This is a genomic window from Pseudomonas sp. BN414 (assembly GCF_029871275.1).
Taxonomy (GTDB): domain Bacteria; phylum Pseudomonadota; class Gammaproteobacteria; order Pseudomonadales; family Pseudomonadaceae; genus Metapseudomonas; species Metapseudomonas resinovorans_C.
The window spans coordinates 356,922-377,262 of the sequence record NZ_SSOL01000078.1; the positions used below are offsets into that span (position 1 = coordinate 356,922).

A 20,341-nucleotide genomic window follows, 5' to 3' on the forward strand; every position below is an offset into this window, starting at 1 on the left:
AAAGGGACAGATTTGTATCGTGTACAGGCCAATTCGTTCAGGACCGCAGTGCCGAATGACCTTCTGAGCCCCCAAAGAAAAAGCCCCCGCCGAATCGCTCCGGCGGGGGCTTTTTCATTCACTGATCGGAGATCAGACCTTGGTGCGCTCGTAGCGCTTGCGGTCGTTCTCGTTCAGCATTTTCTTGCGCAGACGGATGGACTTCGGAGTCACTTCCACCAGCTCGTCATCAGCGATGAATTCCAGAGCCTGCTCCAGGGTGAAGCGGATCGGCGGAACCAGGGCGATGACTTCGTCCTTGCCGGAAGCGCGCATGTTGTCGAGCTTCTTGCCTTTGGTGGGGTTGATCACCAGGTCGTTGTCACGGCTGTTGATGCCGGCCAGCTGGCCTTCGTAGATTTCGTCGCCTGGGCCGAGGAACAGCTTGCCGCGGCTTTGCAGGGTTTCCAGCGAGTAGGTCAGGGCGGTGCCGGTGGCCATGGAGACCAGTACGCCGTTCTGACGGTTGCTGACTTCGCCGGCCTTGATCGGGCCGTAGTGGCTGAAGGTCGAGGTCAGGATGCCGGTACCCGAGGTCAGGGTCAGGAAGTTGTTACGGAAGCCGATCAGGCCACGCGCCGGGATGGTGTATTCCAGGCGCACGCGGCCCTTGCCGTCGGGGATCATGTTGGTCAGATCGCCCTTACGCAGGCCCATCTGTTCCATCACGGAGCCCTGGTGCTGCTCTTCGATGTCGATGGTGACGTTTTCGTACGGCTCTTGCTTCTCGCCGTCCTTCTCGATGATCACCACTTCCGGACGGCCAACGGCCATCTCGAAACCTTCGCGGCGCATGGTTTCGATCAGTACGGACAGGTGCAGTTCACCACGGCCGGAGACCTTGAACTTCTCGGCAGAATCGCCCGCTTCAACGCGCAGGGCCACGTTGTGCAGCAGTTCCTTCTCCAGACGGTCCTTGATGTTGCGGCTGGTGACGAACTTGCCTTCCTTGCCGGCGAACGGCGAGTCGTTGACCTGGAAGGTCATGCTCACGGTCGGCTGGTCAACGGTCAGCGGCGGACGGGCTTCGACGTTCTGCGGGTCGCACAGGGTGTCGGAGATGAACAGCTCTTCCATGCCGCTCACGCAGACGATGTCGCCGGCTTCAGCATCGGCCACTTCAACGCGCTGCAGACCGGAGTGGCCCATGATCTTGAGGATACGGCCGTTGCGGCGGGTGCCGTCGTCGCTGACTGCAACTACCTGGGTGTTGGCCTTGACGCGGCCACGGGCGATACGGCCGATGCCGATCACGCCGAGGAAGCTGTTGTAGTCCAGCTGGGAGATCTGCATCTGGAACGGACCGTCGACGTCTACGTCCGGTACCGGAACGTGGTCGATGATGGCCTGGAACAGGGCGTCCATGTTGTCGTCCATCTTCTCGTGGTCCAGACCGGCGATGCCGTTCAGGGCGCTGGCGTAGACGATCGGGAAGTCGAGCTGCTCATCGGTGGCACCGAGGTTGTCGAACAGGTCGAAGATCTGGTCGATGACCCAGTCAGGGCGCGCGCCCGGACGGTCGATCTTGTTGACGACGACGATCGGACGCAGGCCGGCCTTGAAAGCCTTCTGGGTCACAAAGCGGGTCTGCGGCATGGGGCCGTCCTGGGCGTCGACCACCAGCAGAACGGAGTCCACCATGGACATCACACGCTCAACCTCACCGCCGAAGTCGGCGTGGCCGGGGGTGTCCACGATGTTGATGTTGAAGCCGTTCCATTTGATGGCGGTGTTCTTCGCCAGAATGGTAATGCCGCGCTCTTTTTCCTGGTCGTTGGAGTCCATCACGCGCTCGCTTTCCGCTTCTTTGCGGTCGAGGGTGCCGGACAGCTTCAGGAGCTTGTCTACCAGGGTGGTCTTGCCATGGTCGACGTGGGCGATGATGGCGATGTTACGGAGTTTTTCGATCACGTTTGTATCTCGATCAGAGGATTCGGTTTGCCGCGAAGTCTAGGCGGCGCATATGAATGAACTGCGACTCAGGGCCGGCAATCGGGAGGGCGGTGGCGGATGCTGCCGCCGAACAGCCCGGGCTGTTTAGGCCGGGCGATAAACGCGCACATTGGCGTGTCCCTCGCTGAGCAGGTGGTGAGCGTGCAAGCGGCTCATCACGCCCTTGTCGCAATACAGGAGGTACTGGCGGTTGGCATCCAGTTCCTTGAAACGGTTGTTGACCGCATAGAACGGCAGGGCCTGCACTTCGACGCCAGGCAGTTCCAGCGGGTCGTCTTCCTGCGCATCGGGGTGGCGGATGTCGATGACGATCTGCCCCGGCAGGGCTTCGCGCACTTCTTCCACGGCCACGTCCTGGCCCAGTTCGTCGATCACCCGGTCGATGGGCACCAGGCGCGCGCGCTCCAGGGCACGCTCGAGGATGGCCATGTCGAACTGCTCTTCCTCGTGTTCGATGCGACCGATCTTGGCCTTGGTGGTCGGGTTCACCGAGATCACACCGCAGTACTCGGGCATGTGCTTGGCGAACTCGGCGGTGCCGATGCGGGTGGCGGTGTCGATGATGTCCTGCTTGTGGCTGGCGATCAGCGGACGCAGCACCAGCATTTCGGTGGCCGAATCGATCACCGAGAGGTTGGGCAGGGTCTGGCTGGATACCTGGGAAATGGCTTCGCCGGTCACCAGCGCATCCAGGGTCAACTTGCGCGCCATGTGGGTGGAGGCGCGCAGCATCATGCGCTTGAGCACCACGCCCATCTGGCTGTTGTCGACCTTGCTGAGGATTTCACCGACCACTTCCTCGAAGGGCACGCTGATGAACAGCACGCGCTGGGAGCGACCGAACTTTTCCCACAGGTAATGGGCCACTTCCATCACGCCCAGTTCGTGGGCACGACCGCCGAGGTTGAAGAAGCAGAAGTGGGTCATCAGACCACGACGCATCATCTGGTAGGCAGCGACGGTGGAGTCGAAGCCGCCGGACATCAGCACGAGGGTCTGCTCCAGGGAACCCAGCGGGTAACCACCCATGCCGTCGTGCTGGTGGTGGATGACGAACAGGCGCTGGTCGCGCACTTCCATCCGTACTTCCACTTCCGGGTTCTTCAGAGAGATGCCGGCCGCGTTGCACTCCTGGCGCAGGCGGCTGCCGACGTGGCGCTCCAGCTCCATGGAGGTGAATGTGTGCTTGCCTGCACGCTTGCAGCGCACGGCGAAGATCTTGCCGGGAATCTGGTCGGCGTAATGCAGCTTGCACTTTTCCAGTACGTCGTCGAAGTCGCCCAGCGGGTACTCGTGCACTTCCAGGAAGTGGGTGATGCCCGGGGTGCAGGTCAGCCGCTCGATCATCTCGCGCAGCAGCTTCGGCTCGGTCTGCCGCGTCTGCACTTCCAGGTTGTCCCAGACGCCAGTCACCTCGAGCTCCGGGTCCAGGTCTTTCAGGACCGCGCGGATGTTCTTCGAGAGCTGGCGGATGAAATGCTTGCGCACCGGCCGGCTCTTGATGGTGATTTCCGGGAAGACTTTGACGATCAGTTTCATGAAAACAGCGCCTGCAACGGCGGCCGAAAAAGAGGGGCGCGGATTATAGCGGAAATTGTTCAAGCTTTGACCAAAATCATTCAGGAAAGCTTTCGCTGCACCAAAACGGAGCGCATGCACCATGCAGGGCACGAAAACGGTGCGCAAAACTGTGCACAAACGGAGCGAAGCCCCCGCCAGGCGCGAGTTTTGGGCCATCTGCCCATTCCGGGGCACTGGCACGCAATTTGCTCCCTTGTGAGGCAGGTCGCCCTGGCGGACTATCCCGCCCCGGCTTCAGCCCGATTTTATGGGAGGCAAGGTTTCTGCCCCCAACCACCTGGAGGACAACATGTCGAAGTCGCTTCAACTGATTAAAGAACACGACGTGAAGTGGATTGATCTGCGCTTCACCGATACCAAAGGCAAGCAGCAGCACGTGACCATGCCGGCCCGTGACGCCGATGACGATTTCTTCGAACACGGCAAGATGTTCGACGGCTCCTCCATCGAAGGTTGGAAAGGCATTGAAGCTTCCGACATGATCCTGCTGCCGGACGACAGCACTGCCGTTCTGGACCCGTTCACCGAAGAGCCGACCATTATCCTGGTCTGCGACATCATCGAGCCGAGCACCATGCAAGGCTACGATCGCGACCCGCGCGCCATCGCCCGCCGCGCCGAGGAATACCTGAAGACCACCGGTATCGGTGACACCGTATTCGTGGGTCCGGAGCCGGAGTTCTTCATCTTCGACGAAGTGAAGTTCAAGTCCGACATCTCCGGCTCCATGTTCAAGATCTTCTCCGAACAGGCTTCCTGGAACACCGACGCCGACATCGAAGGCGGCAACAAGGGCCACCGTCCGGGCGTCAAAGGCGGCTACTTCCCGGTACCGCCGGTCGACCACGACCACGAAATCCGTACCGCCATGTGCAACGCCCTGGAAGAAATGGGCCTGGTGGTAGAAGTTCACCACCACGAAGTGGCCACCGCTGGCCAGAACGAGATCGGTGTGAAGTTCAACACCCTCGTTGCCAAGGCTGACGAAGTTCAGACCCTGAAGTACTGCGTGCACAACGTGGCTGACGCTTACGGCAAGACCGTGACCTTCATGCCGAAGCCGCTGTACGGCGACAACGGTTCGGGCATGCACGTTCACATGTCCATCTCCAAAGATGGCAAGAACACCTTCGCTGGCGAAGGCTATGCCGGCCTGTCCGATACCGCCCTGTACTTCATCGGCGGCATCATCAAGCACGGTAAGGCCCTGAACGGCTTCACCAACCCGGCTACCAACTCCTACAAGCGTCTGGTTCCTGGCTTCGAAGCTCCGGTAATGCTGGCCTACTCCGCCCGCAACCGTTCCGCCTCGATCCGTATCCCGTACGTGAACAGCCCGAAAGCCCGCCGCATCGAAGCGCGCTTCCCGGACCCGGCTGCCAACCCCTACCTGTGCTTCGCAGCTCTGCTGATGGCCGGTCTGGACGGTATCCAGAACAAGATTCACCCCGGCGATGCCGCTGACAAGAACCTGTATGACCTGCCGCCGGAAGAGGCGAAGGAAATCCCGCAGGTTTGCGGCAGCCTGAAAGAAGCCCTGGAAGAGCTGGACAAGGGCCGTGCGTTCCTGACCAAGGGCGGCGTGTTCTCCGACGACTTCATCGATGCCTACATCGAGCTGAAGAGCGAAGAAGAAATCAAGGTGCGCACCTTCGTGCACCCGCTGGAATACGACCTGTACTACAGCGTCTGATCCACGAATACCTATAAATAGCGTCAACATTAAGGCCTCCTTCGGGAGGCCTTTTTTATTGAGGAAACACGGAGCATGTCCGTGCGGTAGGTTGGCGTAGAGCGCAGCGAAACCCAACGATTAGCGGTGCGGTCCGGTGCGCACCCTTGTTGGGTTTCGTACCTCTACCCAACCTACGCTGGGGCAACCTTTCTGCTGCCCGGACACCCTGTGGGGGCGATTTCAATCGCTTAGCAGACCGCAGGTCTGCCCCTGAACACTGCAGGGGGCTGCTGCGCAGCCCATAGCGAATGAATTCGCCCCCACAACCAGCAGTCCACCGCCTCAGCTAGATTCCCCCATCCGCCAGCACGCCCTGCCCTTCCGGCGGCTCGGCCCTTGGCTGGCGCACGCGGCTGAGCTGCACGTTCAGGCGTGGCATCGCCAGTTCCAGGCCCGACTGGTCGAGACGTCTGCGCAGGCGCAGATTGAACGCCCGCTGCACTTCCCATTGCTTGATCGGCGCGGTCTTGAAGCGGAAGCGCAGGATCGCCTGGCCATTGTCGAAGCTCTCGACGCCCTGCAATTCCAGCGGCGACCACAGGCTGCGGTAGACCAACGGATCGCTGCGCAACTCCTTCGCCACGTCCTGCACCAGCGCCACGGCGTCGTCGATCGGCATGCTCGAGGGGACCGGCCAGCGGAACATCGCGTAGCCGAACTGCCGTGAGTAGTTCTTGATGCTCTTGATCTCGCTGAACGGGATGGTGTGCACCACGCCGTCCAGGTCGCGCAGGCGCACGGTGCGGATGGTCAGCCCCTCCACCGTGCCAAGGTGGCCGCCGACGTCGACGTAGTCGTCGATGGACAGCGAGTCCTCGATGATGATGAACAGGCCAGTGATCAGGTCCGCCACGAGGGACTGCGCACCAAAACCGATCGCCAGGCCGATCACGCCGGCACCGGCCAGCAGCGGCGTGACATTCATGCCCATATTGGCGAGGGCGACGATCAGGGCGATCACCGCGATGGTGACGAACAGTACGTTTCGGATCAGCGGCAGCATGGTCAGGGCGCGCGTGTTCGCGCGATTCCGACTGCCGACACCCAGGCTGTGCTGAACCGCCGTGTCAGCGAGAATCCACACCAGCCAGGCCACCAGCAGCGTGGTGCCGAAGCTGACCATCTTCATGCTGATTTCAGAGCCCTCGCCTTCGGCGTAACGGATCAGCGACATGCCCCAGACCCGCAGCCCCACCTCGATGAAGAACAACGCCACGAAGAGGTGCACCAGGGTGAGGCCGAACTTCTGCAACTGATCGACGTACGGCGCACTCCGCCGGCCGTCACCCGTTCGGCCGGAACGGCGACTGAGCAGGCCGATCACTGTCATGGCGACCACCGCCAGCACGGCGCAGACCAGGGCGCGGCGCAGGGCGACACTGCTGTCGGCGGCCGATACGAAAGTGGCGAACAGCGAGGTACCCACCAGCAATAGCACCGGCACGAACCACAGGGAGCCGACCAGCTCCACCAGTTCGTGCAGGCCCCGACGCTTGAGACGACGCTCCAGCGGCTGGTTGCGGATCAGGTGGGCAATGGGGCGGCGGAAGCGCAGCACGAACAGAGCGGTTAGAACGGCCGCGGTGGCGTTGGCCAGGGTGCTGAGGCAGATCGCCGTGTGCTCGCCGAGGCCCGCGATCAGTCGTGGGTCGTGGGCCGCCTCGCCAAGTGCTGCCAGGCTGCCGATCAGCCACAGCGGGCGGAAGGCCTGGCGGCGCAGGATGTCCAGTGCACGAATACGGTGCGGACCGCTGAGCAGCGACAGGCAGATCACGCAGAGCGCGGAGAACAGCGTGCCGCAGACCAGCACGTAGGCCATCAGCATCGCCAGCATCTTGCTCAGCGAGCTGGGCAGCACAAACGACAGGTAAAGGGTGATGAAGAAGGCGATCAGCCAGGGCCCCAGCTTGCGCAGGGCGAATAGCACGAGGTCGCGGGTCTTCGGGTGCTGCGGCAGCTCCGCCGACAGTCCGAAGCGCTCGCGCATGCGCCGCCCCAGCCACAGCAGGGCGCTGGCCAGGCAGGCCCAGAGCAGGATGACCACGGCAAAGTTGAAGACGATGCCCGGCCAGTCGCGCCATCCGGGGAGACGCTCCTGCACTTCGGCGCTCGCCAGCCGGAACTGGTTGCTCCAGATCAGCAGCGGGCTGTTGTCGCCCTGGAACTGCTTCTCGAGGCTGCTCAGGGTGTCGCCGATCAACCCGAGCACCCCGCTTTCGCTCTCCTTTTCCTTGCCGGTGACGTCGCGCAACTGTTTGAGCTTTTTCAGCAAGTCGGCGCGCTGCTGGTCGTTCTCCAGGGTCTTGATCACCTGGTTGAGCGACTGTTCGAGCTGGGCATTGCTGACCGGCTCACCGCCTGCGGCACTTCCCGCCAACGGATTGGGCAGCGCCGCTTGCCCCTGCGCCGGACAGAGCAGGCCGACAAGGAGGCAGAACAGCAAGAAATAGAGGAAACGAGGGGCGATAAAGGATGGTATCGGCACGAGAAAGTCATCCCACAAACGATGAAAGCGATCCGCATCATACAAAAGCCGCCTCCGCGCCCATCCGCAAGCGGCGGACGGTGGAGCGACCCACGAAGGCAAGACTGACAGCAGCGATCGCCCACAGTTCGCTCGGGCCGGGAGTGGCACGGGTATTCCAGAAATGTCCCAACGTGTTGCAGCGCACACCGATCGCCCCGACGCTGTCGCACAATGCCCGACTTGCCAGCTCGCCATCCGGGTGCAAGGCTTGGCATGACCTTCCGGAGACCGCCACCATGCGCCTCATCATCAGTTGCCTGCTGCTTGCGGTCGCGCTCCCCGCCGCCGCACAGATCTACAAGTACACGGACGCCAACGGCAACACGGTATTCACCAACCAACCTCCGGATGGCACCCCCACCGAGAAGGTGGAGCTGCCGCCGACTAACGCGGTACAGATCCAACCACCAAGCCAGCCCGCCAATGACGACGCCAGCGCCGAGCAACAGGCGGCCTACAACCTGGTGGAGCTGACCAACCTCCCGGACGAAGAGGCCCTGCGCGCCAATAACGGCACCTTCAGTGTCGGCGTGCGCCTGGACCCGCGCCTGCAACCCGGCCACAGCCTGCGTCTGCGCCTGGATGGCGAGCCCTATGGGCAACCGACCAACGTGCCGCGCCTGCAGGTGCAGAACGTCGACCGTGGCGAGCACACCCTGATGGTGGATGTCCTCGCCGGCACCACTGTGGTGCAGAGCAGTGCCCCGATCACCTTCACCGTACAGCGCGTCAACACCAGCAGCCCGGCGCTACGCCCGCCGCCCCCCACCCCACGGCCCAACAACTGACCGATGACACGATTCCTGCTCCTTGCCCTGCTGCTCCTGGGCCAGCCCGCGCTGGCCGAGGTCTACACCTACATCGACGCTGAAGGTAACCGCGTCTTCACCGACCAGCCCAAGCCGGGCAACGCCAAGCGCCTGGAAATCACCCCCGCGCCCAACGAAATGAATGCACCCAGGGATATCCAACCGCCGCCGCTCTACCCCAAGCCCATTCCTCGCGAACAGGGCTATCAGGTCCTGCGTATCCTGGTTCCCGAACCCGATGCGACTATCCGCGACGGTGAAGGCAACCTGATCGTCAGCGCGGTGAGCGAACCCGGCCTGCGCGCCAACCACAGCTATCGCCTGCTGCTGGACGGCCAGCCGGTCGGCGAACCCGGTCGCAGCCCGGTGTTCCCGCTGAAGAATTTAGATCGTGGCACTCATCAGTTGGCGGTGGAGATCATCGACGACCAGGGCCGCATGGTTGAGCGCACTCCCGGTCAGCCTGTGCATATCGTGCGCATGTCGCTGTCGCAGAAGCGCCTTGCGCGCCCCTGCAAGAAAGACGACTACGGCGTTCGCCCGGAATGCCCGATGAAGGACAAGCCCGAGGAAGAGGATGACGACATCGCCATCCTGCCGTTCATCTGACTCCGCTCTCTCAGCGATGGGCTGACCGCATCGGCCCACTCGCCCGCAATACGCACCATTCCGGTGCAATGCTCTGCACCGCTTTCTATACTCTCCCCATTTTGGTTCACCTCGAACCGGACGATCTGCTCTGAAAAGCGGCCGGCGCCGGCATAAATCCTGTTTCAGCGCGACTTTTCAGGGCTTTGGTTTGCTTCTTGCATTTTCCTGTCATCGCCACGAGCGCGGAAGCCATGACCATCAACGACGCCCTGCACCGACTGCTGCTCGACAACCTGACCACTGCGGTGATCCTGCTCAACGCGGACCTGCGTCTCGAGTACATGAACCCGGCGGCTGAAATGCTCCTGGCCGTCAGCGGTCAGCGCAGCCATGGCCAGTTCATCAGCGAACTGTTCACCGAATCTCCCGAGGCCCTGGCCTCCTTGCGGCAGGCCGTCGAACAGGCGCACCCCTTCACCAAGCGCGAGGCCATGGTCACCTCGCTGTCCGGCCAGACCCTTACCGTGGATTACGCGGTAACGCCTGTGCTCAATCGCGGCGAAACCCTGCTGCTTCTGGAAGTCCACCCGCGTGACCGCCTGCTGCGTATCACCAAGGAAGAGGCGCAGCTGTCCAAGCAGGAAACCACCAAGTTGCTGGTCCGTGGCCTCGCTCACGAGATCAAGAACCCCCTGGGGGGTATCCGCGGTGCTGCCCAGCTGCTTTCCCGCGAACTGCCGGAAGAGTCCCTGAAGGATTACACCAACGTCATCATCGAAGAGGCCGACCGCCTGCGGAACCTGGTGGACCGCATGCTCGGCTCGAACAAGCTGCCGTCGCTGGCCATGACCAACGTTCACGAAGTGCTGGAGCGGGTCTTCAGCCTGGTGGAAGCGGAAAGCCAGGGCGGCATCAATCTGGTGCGCGACTACGACCCGAGCATTCCTGACGTGTTCATCGACAAGGAACAGATGATCCAGGCCGTGCTCAATATCGTGCGCAATGCCATGCAGGCCCTCTCCGCACAGAGCGATTTGCGCCTCGGCCGCATCACCCTGCGCACCCGCACCCTGCGCCAATTCACCATCGGCCATACGCGCCATCGGCTGGTGACCAAGGTGGAGATCATCGACAACGGCCCGGGAATCCCGGCCGAGCTCCAGGAAACCATCTTCTATCCCATGGTCAGTGGTCGCCCGGACGGTACCGGGCTGGGCCTGGCCATCGCCCAGAACATCATCAGTCAGCACCAGGGCCTGATCGAGTGTGAAAGCCATCCCGGCCACACCGTCTTCTCGATCTTCCTGCCGCTGGAACAAGGAGCTTCCTCGTCATGAGCCGTAGTGAAACCGTCTGGATCGTCGACGACGACCGTTCCATCCGCTGGGTCCTGGAAAAGGCCCTGCAGCAGGAAGGCATGACCACCCAGAGTTTCGAGAGCGCCGATAGCCTGCTCGGACGCCTCGCCCGGCAACAGCCGGACGTGATCATCTCCGACATCCGCATGCCCGGCGCCAGCGGTCTCGACCTGCTCGCGCAGATCCGCGAAGTGCATCCGCGCCTGCCGGTGATCATCATGACCGCCCATTCCGACCTGGATAGCGCGGTCGCGTCCTACCAGGGCGGCGCCTTCGAGTACCTGCCCAAGCCGTTCGACGTCGACGAGGCGGTTTCCCTGGTCAAGCGCGCCTTCCAGCACGCCCAGGAACAGCAGGGCCTGGAAGCACCCGCCAGCCAGACGCGCACACCGGAGATCATCGGCGAAGCGCCGGCCATGCAGGAGGTCTTCCGCGCCATCGGCCGCCTCAGCCACTCCAACATCACCGTGCTGATCAACGGCGAGTCCGGTACCGGCAAGGAGCTCGTGGCCCACGCCCTGCACCGCCATAGTCCGCGCGCGGCGTCTCCCTTCATCGCACTGAACATGGCGGCGATCCCGAAGGACCTGATGGAATCCGAGCTGTTCGGCCATGAGAAAGGCGCCTTCACCGGTGCGGCCAACCAGCGTCGCGGCCGTTTCGAGCAGGCCGACGGCGGCACCCTGTTCCTCGACGAGATCGGCGACATGCCAGCGGATACACAGACCCGCCTGCTACGGGTGCTGGCCGACGGCGAGTTCTATCGGGTCGGCGGCCACACACCGGTGAAAGTGGACGTGCGCATCATCGCCGCGACCCACCAGAACCTGGAAAACCTGGTGCAGGCCGGCAAGTTCCGCGAAGACCTGTTCCATCGCCTCAACGTCATCCGCATTCATATTCCGCGCCTGTCCGATCGCCGCGAAGACGTCCCGACGCTGGCCCGGCACTTCCTCGCCCGCGCCGCCCAGGAACTGGCGGTGGAGCCCAAACTGCTGAAGGGTGAAACCGAGGACTACCTCAAGCACCTGCCCTGGCCGGGCAACGTGCGCCAGTTGGAGAACACTTGCCGCTGGATCACCGTGATGGCTTCGGGTCGCGAGGTGCATGTCGACGACCTGCCGCCGGAACTGCTCACCCAGCCCCAGGACGCCGCACCGGTGACGAACTGGGAACAGGCCCTGCGCCAGTGGGCCGACCAGTCCCTCGGCCGGGGCCAGTCCAGCCTGCTCGACACCGCCGTACCGGCTTTCGAGCGGATCATGATCGAGACCGCCCTCAAGCACACCGCCGGACGTCGCCGCGACGCGGCCGTTCTGCTGGGCTGGGGCCGCAACACCCTGACCCGGAAGATCAAGGAACTGGGTATGAAGGTGGACGGTGGTGACGAGGACGACGGCGACGACGCCTGATGGCTGATGCCTGATGCCTGGGGGCGGGGTGCAATGCCCCGCCCTTCCCGTTTTCAGCCCCACGACTCGTGATTCGTCCTACACGCCGGCGGCTATCGCCCGTGCGTTCCCCCTACACCTTTGCTGCATGAATCATCTGGTTCTTCCGAAGCCCCGGCGCGGTCTTGTTCCATTTGCCAGGCATTCGATTCCCGCTGCAAAAGGACCATCCCTGGTGCCCGAATCATGCTGGCGCCTCAAAAAAGTGCTCCTCTGCCAGGCACTCGCAACGCTGAAACCCTGCCGTTGGCGCCCTTCCCAACCACGCTCTCTCTCCTTCAAAGCCAAAGGCTACGCGGCCTCCAGCCGAGCAAAGGAATCTGATCCGGCACCATGGGAAGAATTGGCACGCCCCCTGCAATAGTCCATACAACAGTGGTTTTGGGGCCCCTGGTACAGGCAGGCCGGGGAATCCCCACTCTTATGACAGGCAGGCTGACCTCCAGCCGCCACGGCCCCAGAAGGGCCGGGAGCAACACAGTGTCGCCCTGGGGTGACCAGGTTTCAGGGGGCCTTGGTACAGGCAGGCCGGGGATCCCCTCTTTTATCCACAGGCGCGCTGGACTCCAGCCGCCTCGGGCTCCGCAAGGGCCCGGTGCAGGACCGCGTCACTCGCCTCGGCGGGTGACCACCCTTCAGGGGGCCTTGGTACAGGCAGGCCGGGGAATCCCCTCTTTTATCCAAAGGCGCGCTGGACTCCAGCCGCCTCGGGCTCCGCAAGAGCCCAGTGCAGGACTGCGTCACTCGCCACAGCGGGTGGCCACCCTTCAGGGGGCCTTGGTACAGGCAGGCCGGGGAATCCCCTTTCTTATTCGGCGCTCAGGCTGACTTCCAGCCGCCAGCGCCCATCTTCCGCGGCCCCGCGCCACTCTCCGCGCAAGGGCCGCGCCGCCACGAAGCGCACCATCACCCCCTGGGTCGAACGCAGCACTTTCCAGCTCACTGGCGCGGAGCCGAGGGTCAGCTGCCCCTTGGCGGATTGCCCTTCCGCGCCCAGCATCAGCGCGTAGGCACCTTCCAAGGCTTCCACGCGGACCTCGGGCTCGTGGTCGAACCAGAGCGCCAGGCCGTCCTGGCGTACCTCGATCTGCTCCAGGTGCACGGGTTCCGGCGCCGTGAGGCGGCCGAGCATCATTCCAACCAGCAGGCCCAGCAGGGCAAGGGAGAACAAAAAGCGCGGCCACAGGCTCGGTCGCGGATCATCATCGGGAGTAGAATGCCGCCCGTCTTCGGGCCCGGGGCTACTCATGTTTCACGTCATCCTGTTTCAACCGGAAATTCCGCCGAATACCGGCAACATTATCAGGCTGTGCGCCAATTCTGGCTGCCACCTTCACCTGATCGAACCACTCGGATTCGAGCTGGACGACAAGCGTCTGCGCCGCGCCGGACTGGACTACCACGAGTACGCCACGCTCAAGCGCTACAGCGACCTGGAAAGCTGCCTCGAGGCCCTGGGCCAACCCCGCGTATTCGCCTTCACCACCAAGGGCACCAAGCTGTTCCATGAAGTGGCCTTCGAGAAGGGCGATGCCTTCCTCTTTGGCCCGGAAAGTCGTGGTCTGCCCGAGGAAGTGCGCGAGAGCCTGCCGCCCGAGCAGCGGCTGCGCCTGCCGATGCGCCCCAACTGCCGCAGCCTGAACCTCTCCAATACCGTTGCCGTGGCGGTATACGAGGCCTGGCGGCAGCATGATTTCAGCCTGGACTGAATCGGGTGCTGCTTTTCTGTGGGGGCGAATTCATTCGCTATACAGCCCGCAGGGCTGCCTTTAACGCCACAGGGGTCGCTTCGCGTCCCTTAGCGAATGAATTCGCCCCCACAGATACCCCCATCTTTGTCCACCCCAACAAAAAAGCGCCCCGAAGGGCGCTTTTTCGTGGGGCCTGAAAATCAGGCCTGGGCTTCGCCAGCGGCCTGCAGACGCGCCAGTTCCTGGGCGTACAGGGCGTCGAAGTTCACCGGGGAGAGCATCAGCGCCGGGAAGGAGCCGCGGATAACCAGGCTATCCAGGGTTTCACGGGCATAGGGGAACAGGATGTTCGGGCAGAAGGCACCCAGGGTGTGGCTCATGGAAGCCGCATCCAGACCTTTGATCAGGAAGATACCGGCCTGCTGCACTTCAGCGATGAAGGCGGTTTCTTCGCCGTTCTTCACGGTCACGGACAGGGTCAGCACGACTTCATGGAAGTCGCCGTCCAGTTGCTTCTGACGGGTGTTCAGGTCCAGGGAAACGTTCGGAGCCCACTCCTGGCGGAAGATTTCCGGGCTCTTCGGCGCTTCGAAGGACAGGTCGCGCACGTAGATGCGCTGCAGGGAGAACTGAGGGTTATTGGCGCCGTTGCTTGCTTGTTCTGTCATGGTTCTGCCTTGTTCTAGTGCGTTTCCGTTTACGGATTGGCCTGGAGCAACGCGTCGAGCTTGCCGGCACGTTCCAGGGCGTACAGATCGTCACAGCCGCCCACGTGGGTCTGGCCGATCCAGATTTGCGGCACCGAGGTGCGCCCGGCCTTGCGGGTCATCTCGGCGCGAATTGCAGGGTTGCCGTCGACGCTGATCTCTTCATAGCGCACGCCCTTGCTGTCCAGCAGGTGCTTGGCACGGATGCAGAAGGGGCACCAGGCGCTCGAATAGATGACAGTCCCGGCCATCTCACTTCACCAGCGGCAGGTTGTCGCCACGCCAGGTGCCGATACCACCGGACAGCTTGATGGCGTTGAAGCCGGCCTTCTGCAGGTCGCGGCAGACGGTGCCGGCGTGCTGGCCCATGGAGTCGACCACGATGATGGCCTTGTCCTTGTACTTCTCCAGCTCGGCGATGCGGCTGGCGAGTTTTTCATAGGGGATGTTCAGGGCATCGACGATATGGCCACCGGAGAAATCCTTGGTGCCGCGCACGTCCAGCACCACGGCCTGGCCGCCGTTGACCAGGGAGGTCAGCTCGCGAGTGGAGATGGCGCGGCCACTGCGGCGCAGTTCGTGGGCCAGCAGCAGGGCCAGCAGCAGCACGAACGATCCACTCAGTACATAGTGGTTAGTGGCAAATTCAATCAGCTTAGCGAGCATCGTCGGCTTCCGGGACGGTAAAATGCCGGCCAGTATACACAGCCCCACAGGTCGGCCAAACCCCGTCCAGCGGTGACGCCGATGGAACCAGAACGTAGAATGCCGCGTCTTTTTTTCGGGGCCTTGCCCGCAACTTTCAACCCATTGCCGCAGACGAGTCGGACACTATGACAGCCACGCCCAAACCCCTGGTCCTGATCATCCTGGACGGTTTCGGTCACAGTGACAGCCCCGAATACAACGCCATCCATGCCGCCAGCACCCCGGTCTATGACCGCCTGCGCGCCACTCAGCCCCACGGCCTGATTTCAGGCAGCGGCATGGACGTCGGCCTGCCCGACGGCCAGATGGGCAACTCCGAAGTCGGCCACATGAACCTGGGTGCAGGTCGCGTGGTGTACCAGGACTTCACCCGCGTGACCAAGTCGATCCGCGACGGCGACTTCTTCACCAACGCGGAAATCACCACCGCTGTGGACAAGGCCGCGGCTGCCGGCAAGGCCGTGCACTTCATGGGCCTGCTTTCCGATGGCGGCGTCCACAGCCACCAGGACCACCTGGTCGCCATGGCCGAGCTGGCCGCCCAGCGCGGTGCCGAGAAGATCTACCTGCACGCCTTCCTCGACGGCCGCGACACGCCGCCCAAAAGCGCCGAGCCCTCCATCAAGCTGCTGGACGAAGCCTTCGCCCGCCTCGGCAAGGGCCGCGTCGCCAGCCTGATCGGCCGCTACTTCGCCATGGACCGCGATAATCGCTGGGACCGAGTGGAAGCCGCCTACAACCTGATCACCGAAGGCCAGGCCGAATTCACCGCCGCCACCGCCGTCGAAGGCCTGACCGCTGCCTACGAGCGCGGCGAGAGCGACGAGTTCGTCAAGGCCACCCGTATCGGCGATGCCGTAAAGGTGGAGAATGGCGACGCCGTGATCTTCATGAACTTCCGCGCCGACCGCGCTCGTGAACTGTCCCGCGCCTTCGTCGAGCCCGGTTTCAAGGAATTCCCCCGCCAGCGCGAGCTGAAACTGGCCGGCTACGTGATGCTGACCCAGTACGCGGCGAGCATCCCCGCCCCGAGCGCCTTCAAGCCGGAATCCCTGGAAAACGTGCTGGGCGAATACCTGGCGAAGAACGGCAAGACCCAGCTGCGCATCGCCGAGACCGAGAAGTACGCCCACGTGACCTTCTTCTTCTCCGGCGGCCGTGAAGAACCCTTCGAAGGCGAAGAGCGCATCCTGATCCCGTCGCCCAAGGTCGCCACCTATGACCTGCAGCCCGAAATGAGCGCCCCCGAAGTCACCGACAAGATCGTCGACGCCATCGCAAACCAGCGCTACGACGTGATCGTGGTGAACTACGCCAACGGCGACATGGTCGGCCACACCGGAGTGTTCGAAGCCGCGGTCAAAGCCGTGGAATGCCTGGACAGCTGCGTCGGCCGCATCGTCGAAGCCCTGGACAAGGTGGGCGGCGAAGCGCTGATCACCGCCGACCACGGCAACGTCGAGCAGATGGAAGACGAGATGACCGGCCAGGCGCATACCGCTCACACCTGCGAACCGGTGCCGTTCATCTATGTCGGCAAGCGTCCGGCGACGATCCGCGAAGGCGGCGTCCTGGCCGACGTGGCCCCGACCCTGCTGACCCTGATGGGCCTGCCGGTGCCGGCCGAGATGACCGGCAAGACCATCGTCGAACTGCAATGATCGACGCGGGCCGACGCCACGGCGCGGCCCCAGTGCAGGAAATCTGCGCGGCCTGTCAGGAAACGCCCCGAACCCCTGGTCCGGGGCGTTTTTTTTGCCCCGCACCACGGGCATACTAGGCCGGTCCTCCCCCCTGGTGCCCCACACCCCATGCTTCGCGCCCTCGCCCTCGTTATCTTCGCCAGCCTGATCACTCCGGTCATGGCCGACCAGCGCGCCGAAACCCAGCAGCAGCTGGACCAGGCCGGCAAGGATGTCGCCGAGCTGAAAAAACTTCTGAAGCAGCTGCAGGACGAAAAGTCCGGCGTCCAGGCCGACCTGAAGAAGACCGAAACCGAAATGGGCAACCTGGAGCAGCAGGTCAAGGACCTGCAGCAGGAGCTCAAGAGCAGCGAAGGTGAGATCCAGCGGCTGGATGAGGAGAAAAAAAAACTCCAGGACGCGCGCGCTGAACAGCAGCGCCTGATCGGCATCCAGGCTCGCGCTGCCTACCAGAGCGGTCAGCAGGAATACGTCAAGCTGCTGCTCAACCAGCAACACCCCGAGAAGTTCGCCCGCACCCTGACGTACTACGATTACCTGAGCAAGGCGCGCCTCGAGCAGCTTGCCGCGTTCAACGAAACCCTGCGCCAGCTGAACAACGTCGAGCAGGAAATAACCGCCCAGCAGAATCAGCTCAACGAGCAGAAAGCGGCCCTCGATGGCCGTCGCGAGCAACTGGCGGCGGCACGCAAGGAGCGCCAACAGGCGCTGGCCAAGCTCAACCAGGACGTCAGCGACCGCGACAAGAAGCTCAAGTCGCGCCAACAGGACCAGGAACAGCTGGGCAAGGTCCTCAAAACCATCGAAGAAACCCTGGCCCGCCAGGAGCGTGAGGCCCGCGAAGCTGAAGAAGCCCGCAAGCGTGCACTGGCCGAGCAGCAGCGCCAGCTACGCGAACACCCGGCCGGCAGCCCGGCCAGGCCCGTCACCGGCCCGATGGTATCCAGCACCGGCGGCAATTTCGGCGGCCCCTTCGCCCAGGCGCGCGGCAAGCTGCCCTGGCCGGTGGACGGCCGACTGGTGGCGCGTTTCGGTTCGGCCCGTGGCGGCGATTCCCGCGCGAAGTGGGATGGCGTGCTGATCGGTGCGTCCGAAGGCAGCTCCGTTCGGGCCGTACACGGCGGTCGCGTGGTTTTCGCTGACTGGTTGCGCGGCGCCGGGCTTCTGGTCATTCTCGACCATGGCAACGGCTATCTGAGCCTCTACGGACACAATCAGCGTCTATTGAAAAGTGCCGGCGATATCGTCAAGGCAGGCGAATCCATCGCCACCGTCGGCAATAGCGGCGGGCAGGACACGCCCGCGCTGTACTTCGCCATTCGCCAGCAGGGCCGACCCACAGACCCGGCACAGTGGTGCCGCGCGCAAGGATAGGCGCCATCTCATCTAGCAGGAGTTTCGCATGCCGCATCTGTCCCGCCTCACTTCCCTGGCCATGGCTCTGGCGCTGCTCGGCGGCGCCCCACAGCTGCTGGCCGCCGAGGAGCCGGCAACCCTCCCCGCTACTGCGGTGAACGGCAAGGCACCGCTGCCCCTGGATGAGCTGCGGACCTTTGCCGAGGTGCTGGATCGCATCAAATCCGCCTACGTCGAGCCGGTCGACGACAAGACCCTGCTGGAAAACGCCATCAAGGGCATGCTCAGCAACCTCGACCCGCACTCCGCTTATCTGGAACCGGAAGACTTCCAGGAGCTGCAGGAAAGCACCAGCGGCGAGTTCGGCGGCCTCGGCATCGAGGTCGGCACCGAGGACGGCTTCGTCAAGGTGGTTTCCCCCATCGATGACACCCCCGCATCCAAGGCCGGCATCCAGCCGGGCGACCTGATCGTGAAGATCGACGGCCAGCCGACCAAGGGCATCTCGCTGATGGAAGCGGTGGACAAGATGCGCGGCAAGGCCGGCAGCAAGATCACCCTGACCCTCGTTCGCGATGGCGGCCAACCCTTCGATGTGGAACTGGTCCGCGCCGCGATCAAGGTCAAGAGCGTGAAGAGCCAGCTGCTGGAGAAAGGCTACGGCTACCTGCGCATCACCCAGTTCCAGGTCAACACCGGCGAAGAAGTCGGCAAGGCCCTGGCCAAGCTGCGCAAGGAAAACGGCAGCCGTCTTTCCGGCCTGGTGCTCGACCTGCGCAACAACCCCGGCGGCGTATTGCAGTCGGCGGTGGAAGTCTCCGACCACTTCCTGCGGAAGGGCCTGATCGTTTACACCAAAGGCCGCATCGCCAACTCCGAACTGCGCTTCTCCGCCGATCCGGCCGATGCCAGCGATGGCGTACCGCTGGTGGTGCTGATCAACGGCGGCAGTGCCTCGGCGGCGGAGATCGTTGCCGGTGCGCTGCAGGACCACAAGCGTGGCGTGCTGATGGGCACCGACAGCTTCGGCAAGGGTTCGGTGCAGACCGTGCTGCCGCTGAACAACGACCGCGCCCTGAAGCTGACTACCGCGCTCTACTACACGCCGAACGGCCGCTCGATCCAGGCCCAGGGCATCGTCCCGGATATCGAGGTGGCGCGCGCCAAGGTCACCCGCGAGCAGGACGGCGAGACCTTCAAGGAAGCCGACCTCGCCGGTCACCTCGGCAACGGCAATGGCGGCGCCGACCGCCCGAGTTCGAGCAAGAAATCCGCGGGACCGCGTCCGCAGGACGACGACTTCCAACTGAGCCAGGCCCTCAACCTGTTGAAAGGCCTGAACGTCACCCGCAAGAACTGACATGAAATGGGGTACCTGGCTGCTGGCGCTGTGGTTGAGCGCAACGGCAGCCGGTGCCTGTGCCGCCCCTGTCGCGCGGTTGGCCCTGGTGATCGATGACCTGGGCCAGACACCGGCCCGCGACCAGCGCGCCCTTGCCCTCCCCGGCCCGGTGGCGCTTTCCATCCTGCCGGATGCCCGCCACTCCCGCGAACTGGCAGAGGCCGCCCACGCCGCCGGCAAGACCGTGATGCTGCATCTGCCCATGGACCCGGCTACCGGCCCGTATGCCTGGCACCCGGGGCTGTCCACCGCCGAGCTGGAAAAGCGACTGGACGCCGCCCTGCGCCAGGTGCCGTACGCCCGAGGCCTGAACAACCACATGGGCAGCCGCATGACCGCCCAGCGTCCGGCCATGACCTGGCTGATGCTTCGGCTGCAGCAGGAACGCCTTTTCTTCATCGACAGCCGCACCAGCGCCGCCACGGTGGCGGCCGCCGAAGCCCAGAAAGTCGGGCTGGCCAGCCTCTCGCGGGACATCTTCCTCGACGACGACCAGAGTCCGGCCGCAGTCGCCGCGCAGTTCGACGCCGCCCTCAAGCTGGCACGCAAGCAAGGCTCGGCACTGATGATCGGCCATCCGCATCCGGCGACCCTGGCGCTGCTCGAACGCGAGCTGCCGCGCCTGAAGGAACGGGGCTTCGAACTGATCGGTGTGGAAATGCTGATCGCCCTGCGCGGCAATCGCGCCATGGCAGCTCATGGCAAGGCGGGGGTTTATCGGTAGTTCCCC

The 20,341-nt window shown here is 63.6% G+C and carries 17 protein-coding genes; 10 read left to right on the top strand and 7 right to left on the bottom strand.

The genetic code is table 11. From position 1 onward, the window contains the following. Positions 1 to 132 precede the first annotated feature (132 nt). Positions 133 to 1,950 (bottom strand): translational GTPase TypA, encoded by a 1,818-nt coding sequence (gene typA / locus E8E95_RS26910; protein ID WP_077524679.1) that lies wholly within the window; start codon positions 1,948 to 1,950, stop codon positions 133 to 135. A 126-nt stretch (positions 1,951 to 2,076) separates the two neighbouring features. Next, positions 2,077 to 3,531: a tRNA uracil 4-sulfurtransferase ThiI gene (gene thiI / locus E8E95_RS26915; protein ID WP_280355222.1), complete on the bottom strand. Its 1,455-nt coding sequence runs from the start codon at positions 3,529 to 3,531 to the stop codon at positions 2,077 to 2,079. A gap of 331 nt (positions 3,532 to 3,862) precedes the next feature. Here thiI and glnA point away from each other — a divergent pair, with 331 nt between their 5' ends. Next, positions 3,863 to 5,266, top strand: coding sequence for a glutamate--ammonia ligase (glnA, locus tag E8E95_RS26920; protein ID WP_069086056.1), 1,404 nt, complete (start codon positions 3,863 to 3,865; stop codon positions 5,264 to 5,266). Positions 5,267 to 5,594: 328 nt separating this feature from the next. Here glnA and E8E95_RS26925 read toward each other — a convergent pair whose 3' ends face one another. Next, on the bottom strand, positions 5,595 to 7,751 hold the full coding sequence (locus E8E95_RS26925; RefSeq protein WP_280355440.1) for a mechanosensitive ion channel family protein: 2,157 nt from the start codon (positions 7,749 to 7,751) through the stop codon (positions 5,595 to 5,597). A 320-nt stretch (positions 7,752 to 8,071) separates the two neighbouring features. Between E8E95_RS26925 and E8E95_RS26930 the strand changes: the two genes are divergently transcribed. The 4 genes from E8E95_RS26930 to ntrC all read left to right on the top strand — a co-directional run bounded on the left by E8E95_RS26930 (position 8,072) and on the right by ntrC (position 12,005). After that, the gene (locus E8E95_RS26930) at positions 8,072 to 8,623 is read left to right on the top strand and encodes a DUF4124 domain-containing protein (RefSeq protein WP_280355225.1); all 552 of its coding nucleotides are present in this window, start codon (positions 8,072 to 8,074) and stop codon (positions 8,621 to 8,623) included. A gap of 3 nt (positions 8,624 to 8,626) precedes the next feature. Then, a complete protein-coding gene (locus tag E8E95_RS26935) occupies positions 8,627 to 9,253 on the top strand; it encodes a DUF4124 domain-containing protein (protein ID WP_179058923.1) in 627 nt (208 codons plus the stop codon). 233 nt (positions 9,254 to 9,486) lie between these two features. Beyond that, positions 9,487 to 10,572, top strand: coding sequence for a nitrogen regulation protein NR(II) (gene glnL / locus E8E95_RS26940; protein ID WP_179058924.1), 1,086 nt, complete (start codon positions 9,487 to 9,489; stop codon positions 10,570 to 10,572). Further along, on the top strand, positions 10,569 to 12,005 hold the full coding sequence (gene ntrC / locus E8E95_RS26945; RefSeq protein WP_280355229.1) for a nitrogen regulation protein NR(I): 1,437 nt from the start codon (positions 10,569 to 10,571) through the stop codon (positions 12,003 to 12,005). The genes glnL and ntrC overlap by 4 nt, the downstream gene beginning before the upstream one ends. 847 nt (positions 12,006 to 12,852) lie before the next feature. Here ntrC and E8E95_RS26950 read toward each other — a convergent pair. After that, on the bottom strand, positions 12,853 to 13,293 hold the full coding sequence (locus E8E95_RS26950) for a hypothetical protein (RefSeq protein WP_280355231.1): 441 nt from the start codon (positions 13,291 to 13,293) through the stop codon (positions 12,853 to 12,855). On the opposite strand from E8E95_RS26950, the gene trmL reads away from it, so the two are divergent. Beyond that, the gene (trmL, locus tag E8E95_RS26955; protein ID WP_077525699.1) at positions 13,292 to 13,753 is read left to right on the top strand and encodes a tRNA (uridine(34)/cytosine(34)/5-carboxymethylaminomethyluridine(34)-2'-O)-methyltransferase TrmL; all 462 of its coding nucleotides are present in this window, start codon (positions 13,292 to 13,294) and stop codon (positions 13,751 to 13,753) included. The two genes, E8E95_RS26950 and trmL, sit on opposite strands and share 2 nt — an antisense overlap. Positions 13,754 to 13,935: 182 nt before the next feature. On the opposite strand, the gene secB is transcribed toward trmL, so the two are convergent. The 3 genes from secB to E8E95_RS26970 are packed head-to-tail and all read right to left on the bottom strand — an operon-like array spanning position 13,936 to position 15,108. Beyond that, positions 13,936 to 14,403, bottom strand: a complete 468-nt coding sequence (gene secB / locus E8E95_RS26960) for a protein-export chaperone SecB (protein WP_077525698.1) — start codon at positions 14,401 to 14,403, stop codon at positions 13,936 to 13,938. A gap of 29 nt (positions 14,404 to 14,432) precedes the next feature. Next, on the bottom strand, positions 14,433 to 14,693 hold the full coding sequence (grxC, locus tag E8E95_RS26965; protein ID WP_077525697.1) for a glutaredoxin 3: 261 nt from the start codon (positions 14,691 to 14,693) through the stop codon (positions 14,433 to 14,435). Position 14,694: 1 nt separating this feature from the next. Next, positions 14,695 to 15,108, bottom strand: coding sequence for a rhodanese-like domain-containing protein (locus E8E95_RS26970; protein ID WP_280355234.1), 414 nt, complete (start codon positions 15,106 to 15,108; stop codon positions 14,695 to 14,697). A gap of 167 nt (positions 15,109 to 15,275) precedes the next feature. Between E8E95_RS26970 and gpmI the strand changes: the two genes are divergently transcribed. The 4 genes from gpmI to E8E95_RS26990 all read left to right on the top strand — a co-directional run bounded on the left by gpmI (position 15,276) and on the right by E8E95_RS26990 (position 20,335). Continuing rightward, positions 15,276 to 16,811 (top strand): 2,3-bisphosphoglycerate-independent phosphoglycerate mutase, encoded by a 1,536-nt coding sequence (gene gpmI / locus E8E95_RS26975; protein ID WP_280355236.1) that lies wholly within the window; start codon positions 15,276 to 15,278, stop codon positions 16,809 to 16,811. Between the two features lie 150 nt (positions 16,812 to 16,961). Continuing rightward, positions 16,962 to 18,227 (top strand): murein hydrolase activator EnvC, encoded by a 1,266-nt coding sequence (locus tag E8E95_RS26980; RefSeq protein WP_280355237.1) that lies wholly within the window; start codon positions 16,962 to 16,964, stop codon positions 18,225 to 18,227. A gap of 28 nt (positions 18,228 to 18,255) precedes the next feature. After that, positions 18,256 to 19,569, top strand: coding sequence for a S41 family peptidase (locus E8E95_RS26985; protein WP_280355238.1), 1,314 nt, complete (start codon positions 18,256 to 18,258; stop codon positions 19,567 to 19,569). A gap of 1 nt (position 19,570) precedes the next feature. Continuing rightward, the gene (locus E8E95_RS26990) at positions 19,571 to 20,335 is read left to right on the top strand and encodes a divergent polysaccharide deacetylase family protein (protein ID WP_280355239.1); all 765 of its coding nucleotides are present in this window, start codon (positions 19,571 to 19,573) and stop codon (positions 20,333 to 20,335) included. The last annotated feature ends 6 nt before the right edge of the window (positions 20,336 to 20,341 follow it).

Coding starts and splice junctions, on each gene's coding strand:
- E8E95_RS26990 (WP_280355239.1), top strand. CDS start 19,571: ATGAAATGGGGTACCTGGCTGCTGGCGCTGTGGTTGAGCGCAACGGCA.
- grxC (WP_077525697.1), bottom strand. CDS start 14,693: ATGGCCGGGACTGTCATCTATTCGAGCGCCTGGTGCCCCTTCTGCATC.
- glnL (WP_179058924.1), top strand. CDS start 9,487: ATGACCATCAACGACGCCCTGCACCGACTGCTGCTCGACAACCTGACC.
- ntrC (WP_280355229.1), top strand. CDS start 10,569: ATGAGCCGTAGTGAAACCGTCTGGATCGTCGACGACGACCGTTCCATC.
- secB (WP_077525698.1), bottom strand. CDS start 14,403: ATGACAGAACAAGCAAGCAACGGCGCCAATAACCCTCAGTTCTCCCTG.
- E8E95_RS26980 (WP_280355237.1), top strand. CDS start 16,962: ATGCTTCGCGCCCTCGCCCTCGTTATCTTCGCCAGCCTGATCACTCCG.
- E8E95_RS26935 (WP_179058923.1), top strand. CDS start 8,627: ATGACACGATTCCTGCTCCTTGCCCTGCTGCTCCTGGGCCAGCCCGCG.
- glnA (WP_069086056.1), top strand. CDS start 3,863: ATGTCGAAGTCGCTTCAACTGATTAAAGAACACGACGTGAAGTGGATT.
- E8E95_RS26950 (WP_280355231.1), bottom strand. CDS start 13,293: ATGAGTAGCCCCGGGCCCGAAGACGGGCGGCATTCTACTCCCGATGAT.
- gpmI (WP_280355236.1), top strand. CDS start 15,276: ATGACAGCCACGCCCAAACCCCTGGTCCTGATCATCCTGGACGGTTTC.
- E8E95_RS26970 (WP_280355234.1), bottom strand. CDS start 15,108: ATGCTCGCTAAGCTGATTGAATTTGCCACTAACCACTATGTACTGAGT.
- E8E95_RS26985 (WP_280355238.1), top strand. CDS start 18,256: ATGCCGCATCTGTCCCGCCTCACTTCCCTGGCCATGGCTCTGGCGCTG.
- E8E95_RS26930 (WP_280355225.1), top strand. CDS start 8,072: ATGCGCCTCATCATCAGTTGCCTGCTGCTTGCGGTCGCGCTCCCCGCC.
- trmL (WP_077525699.1), top strand. CDS start 13,292: ATGTTTCACGTCATCCTGTTTCAACCGGAAATTCCGCCGAATACCGGC.
- thiI (WP_280355222.1), bottom strand. CDS start 3,531: ATGAAACTGATCGTCAAAGTCTTCCCGGAAATCACCATCAAGAGCCGG.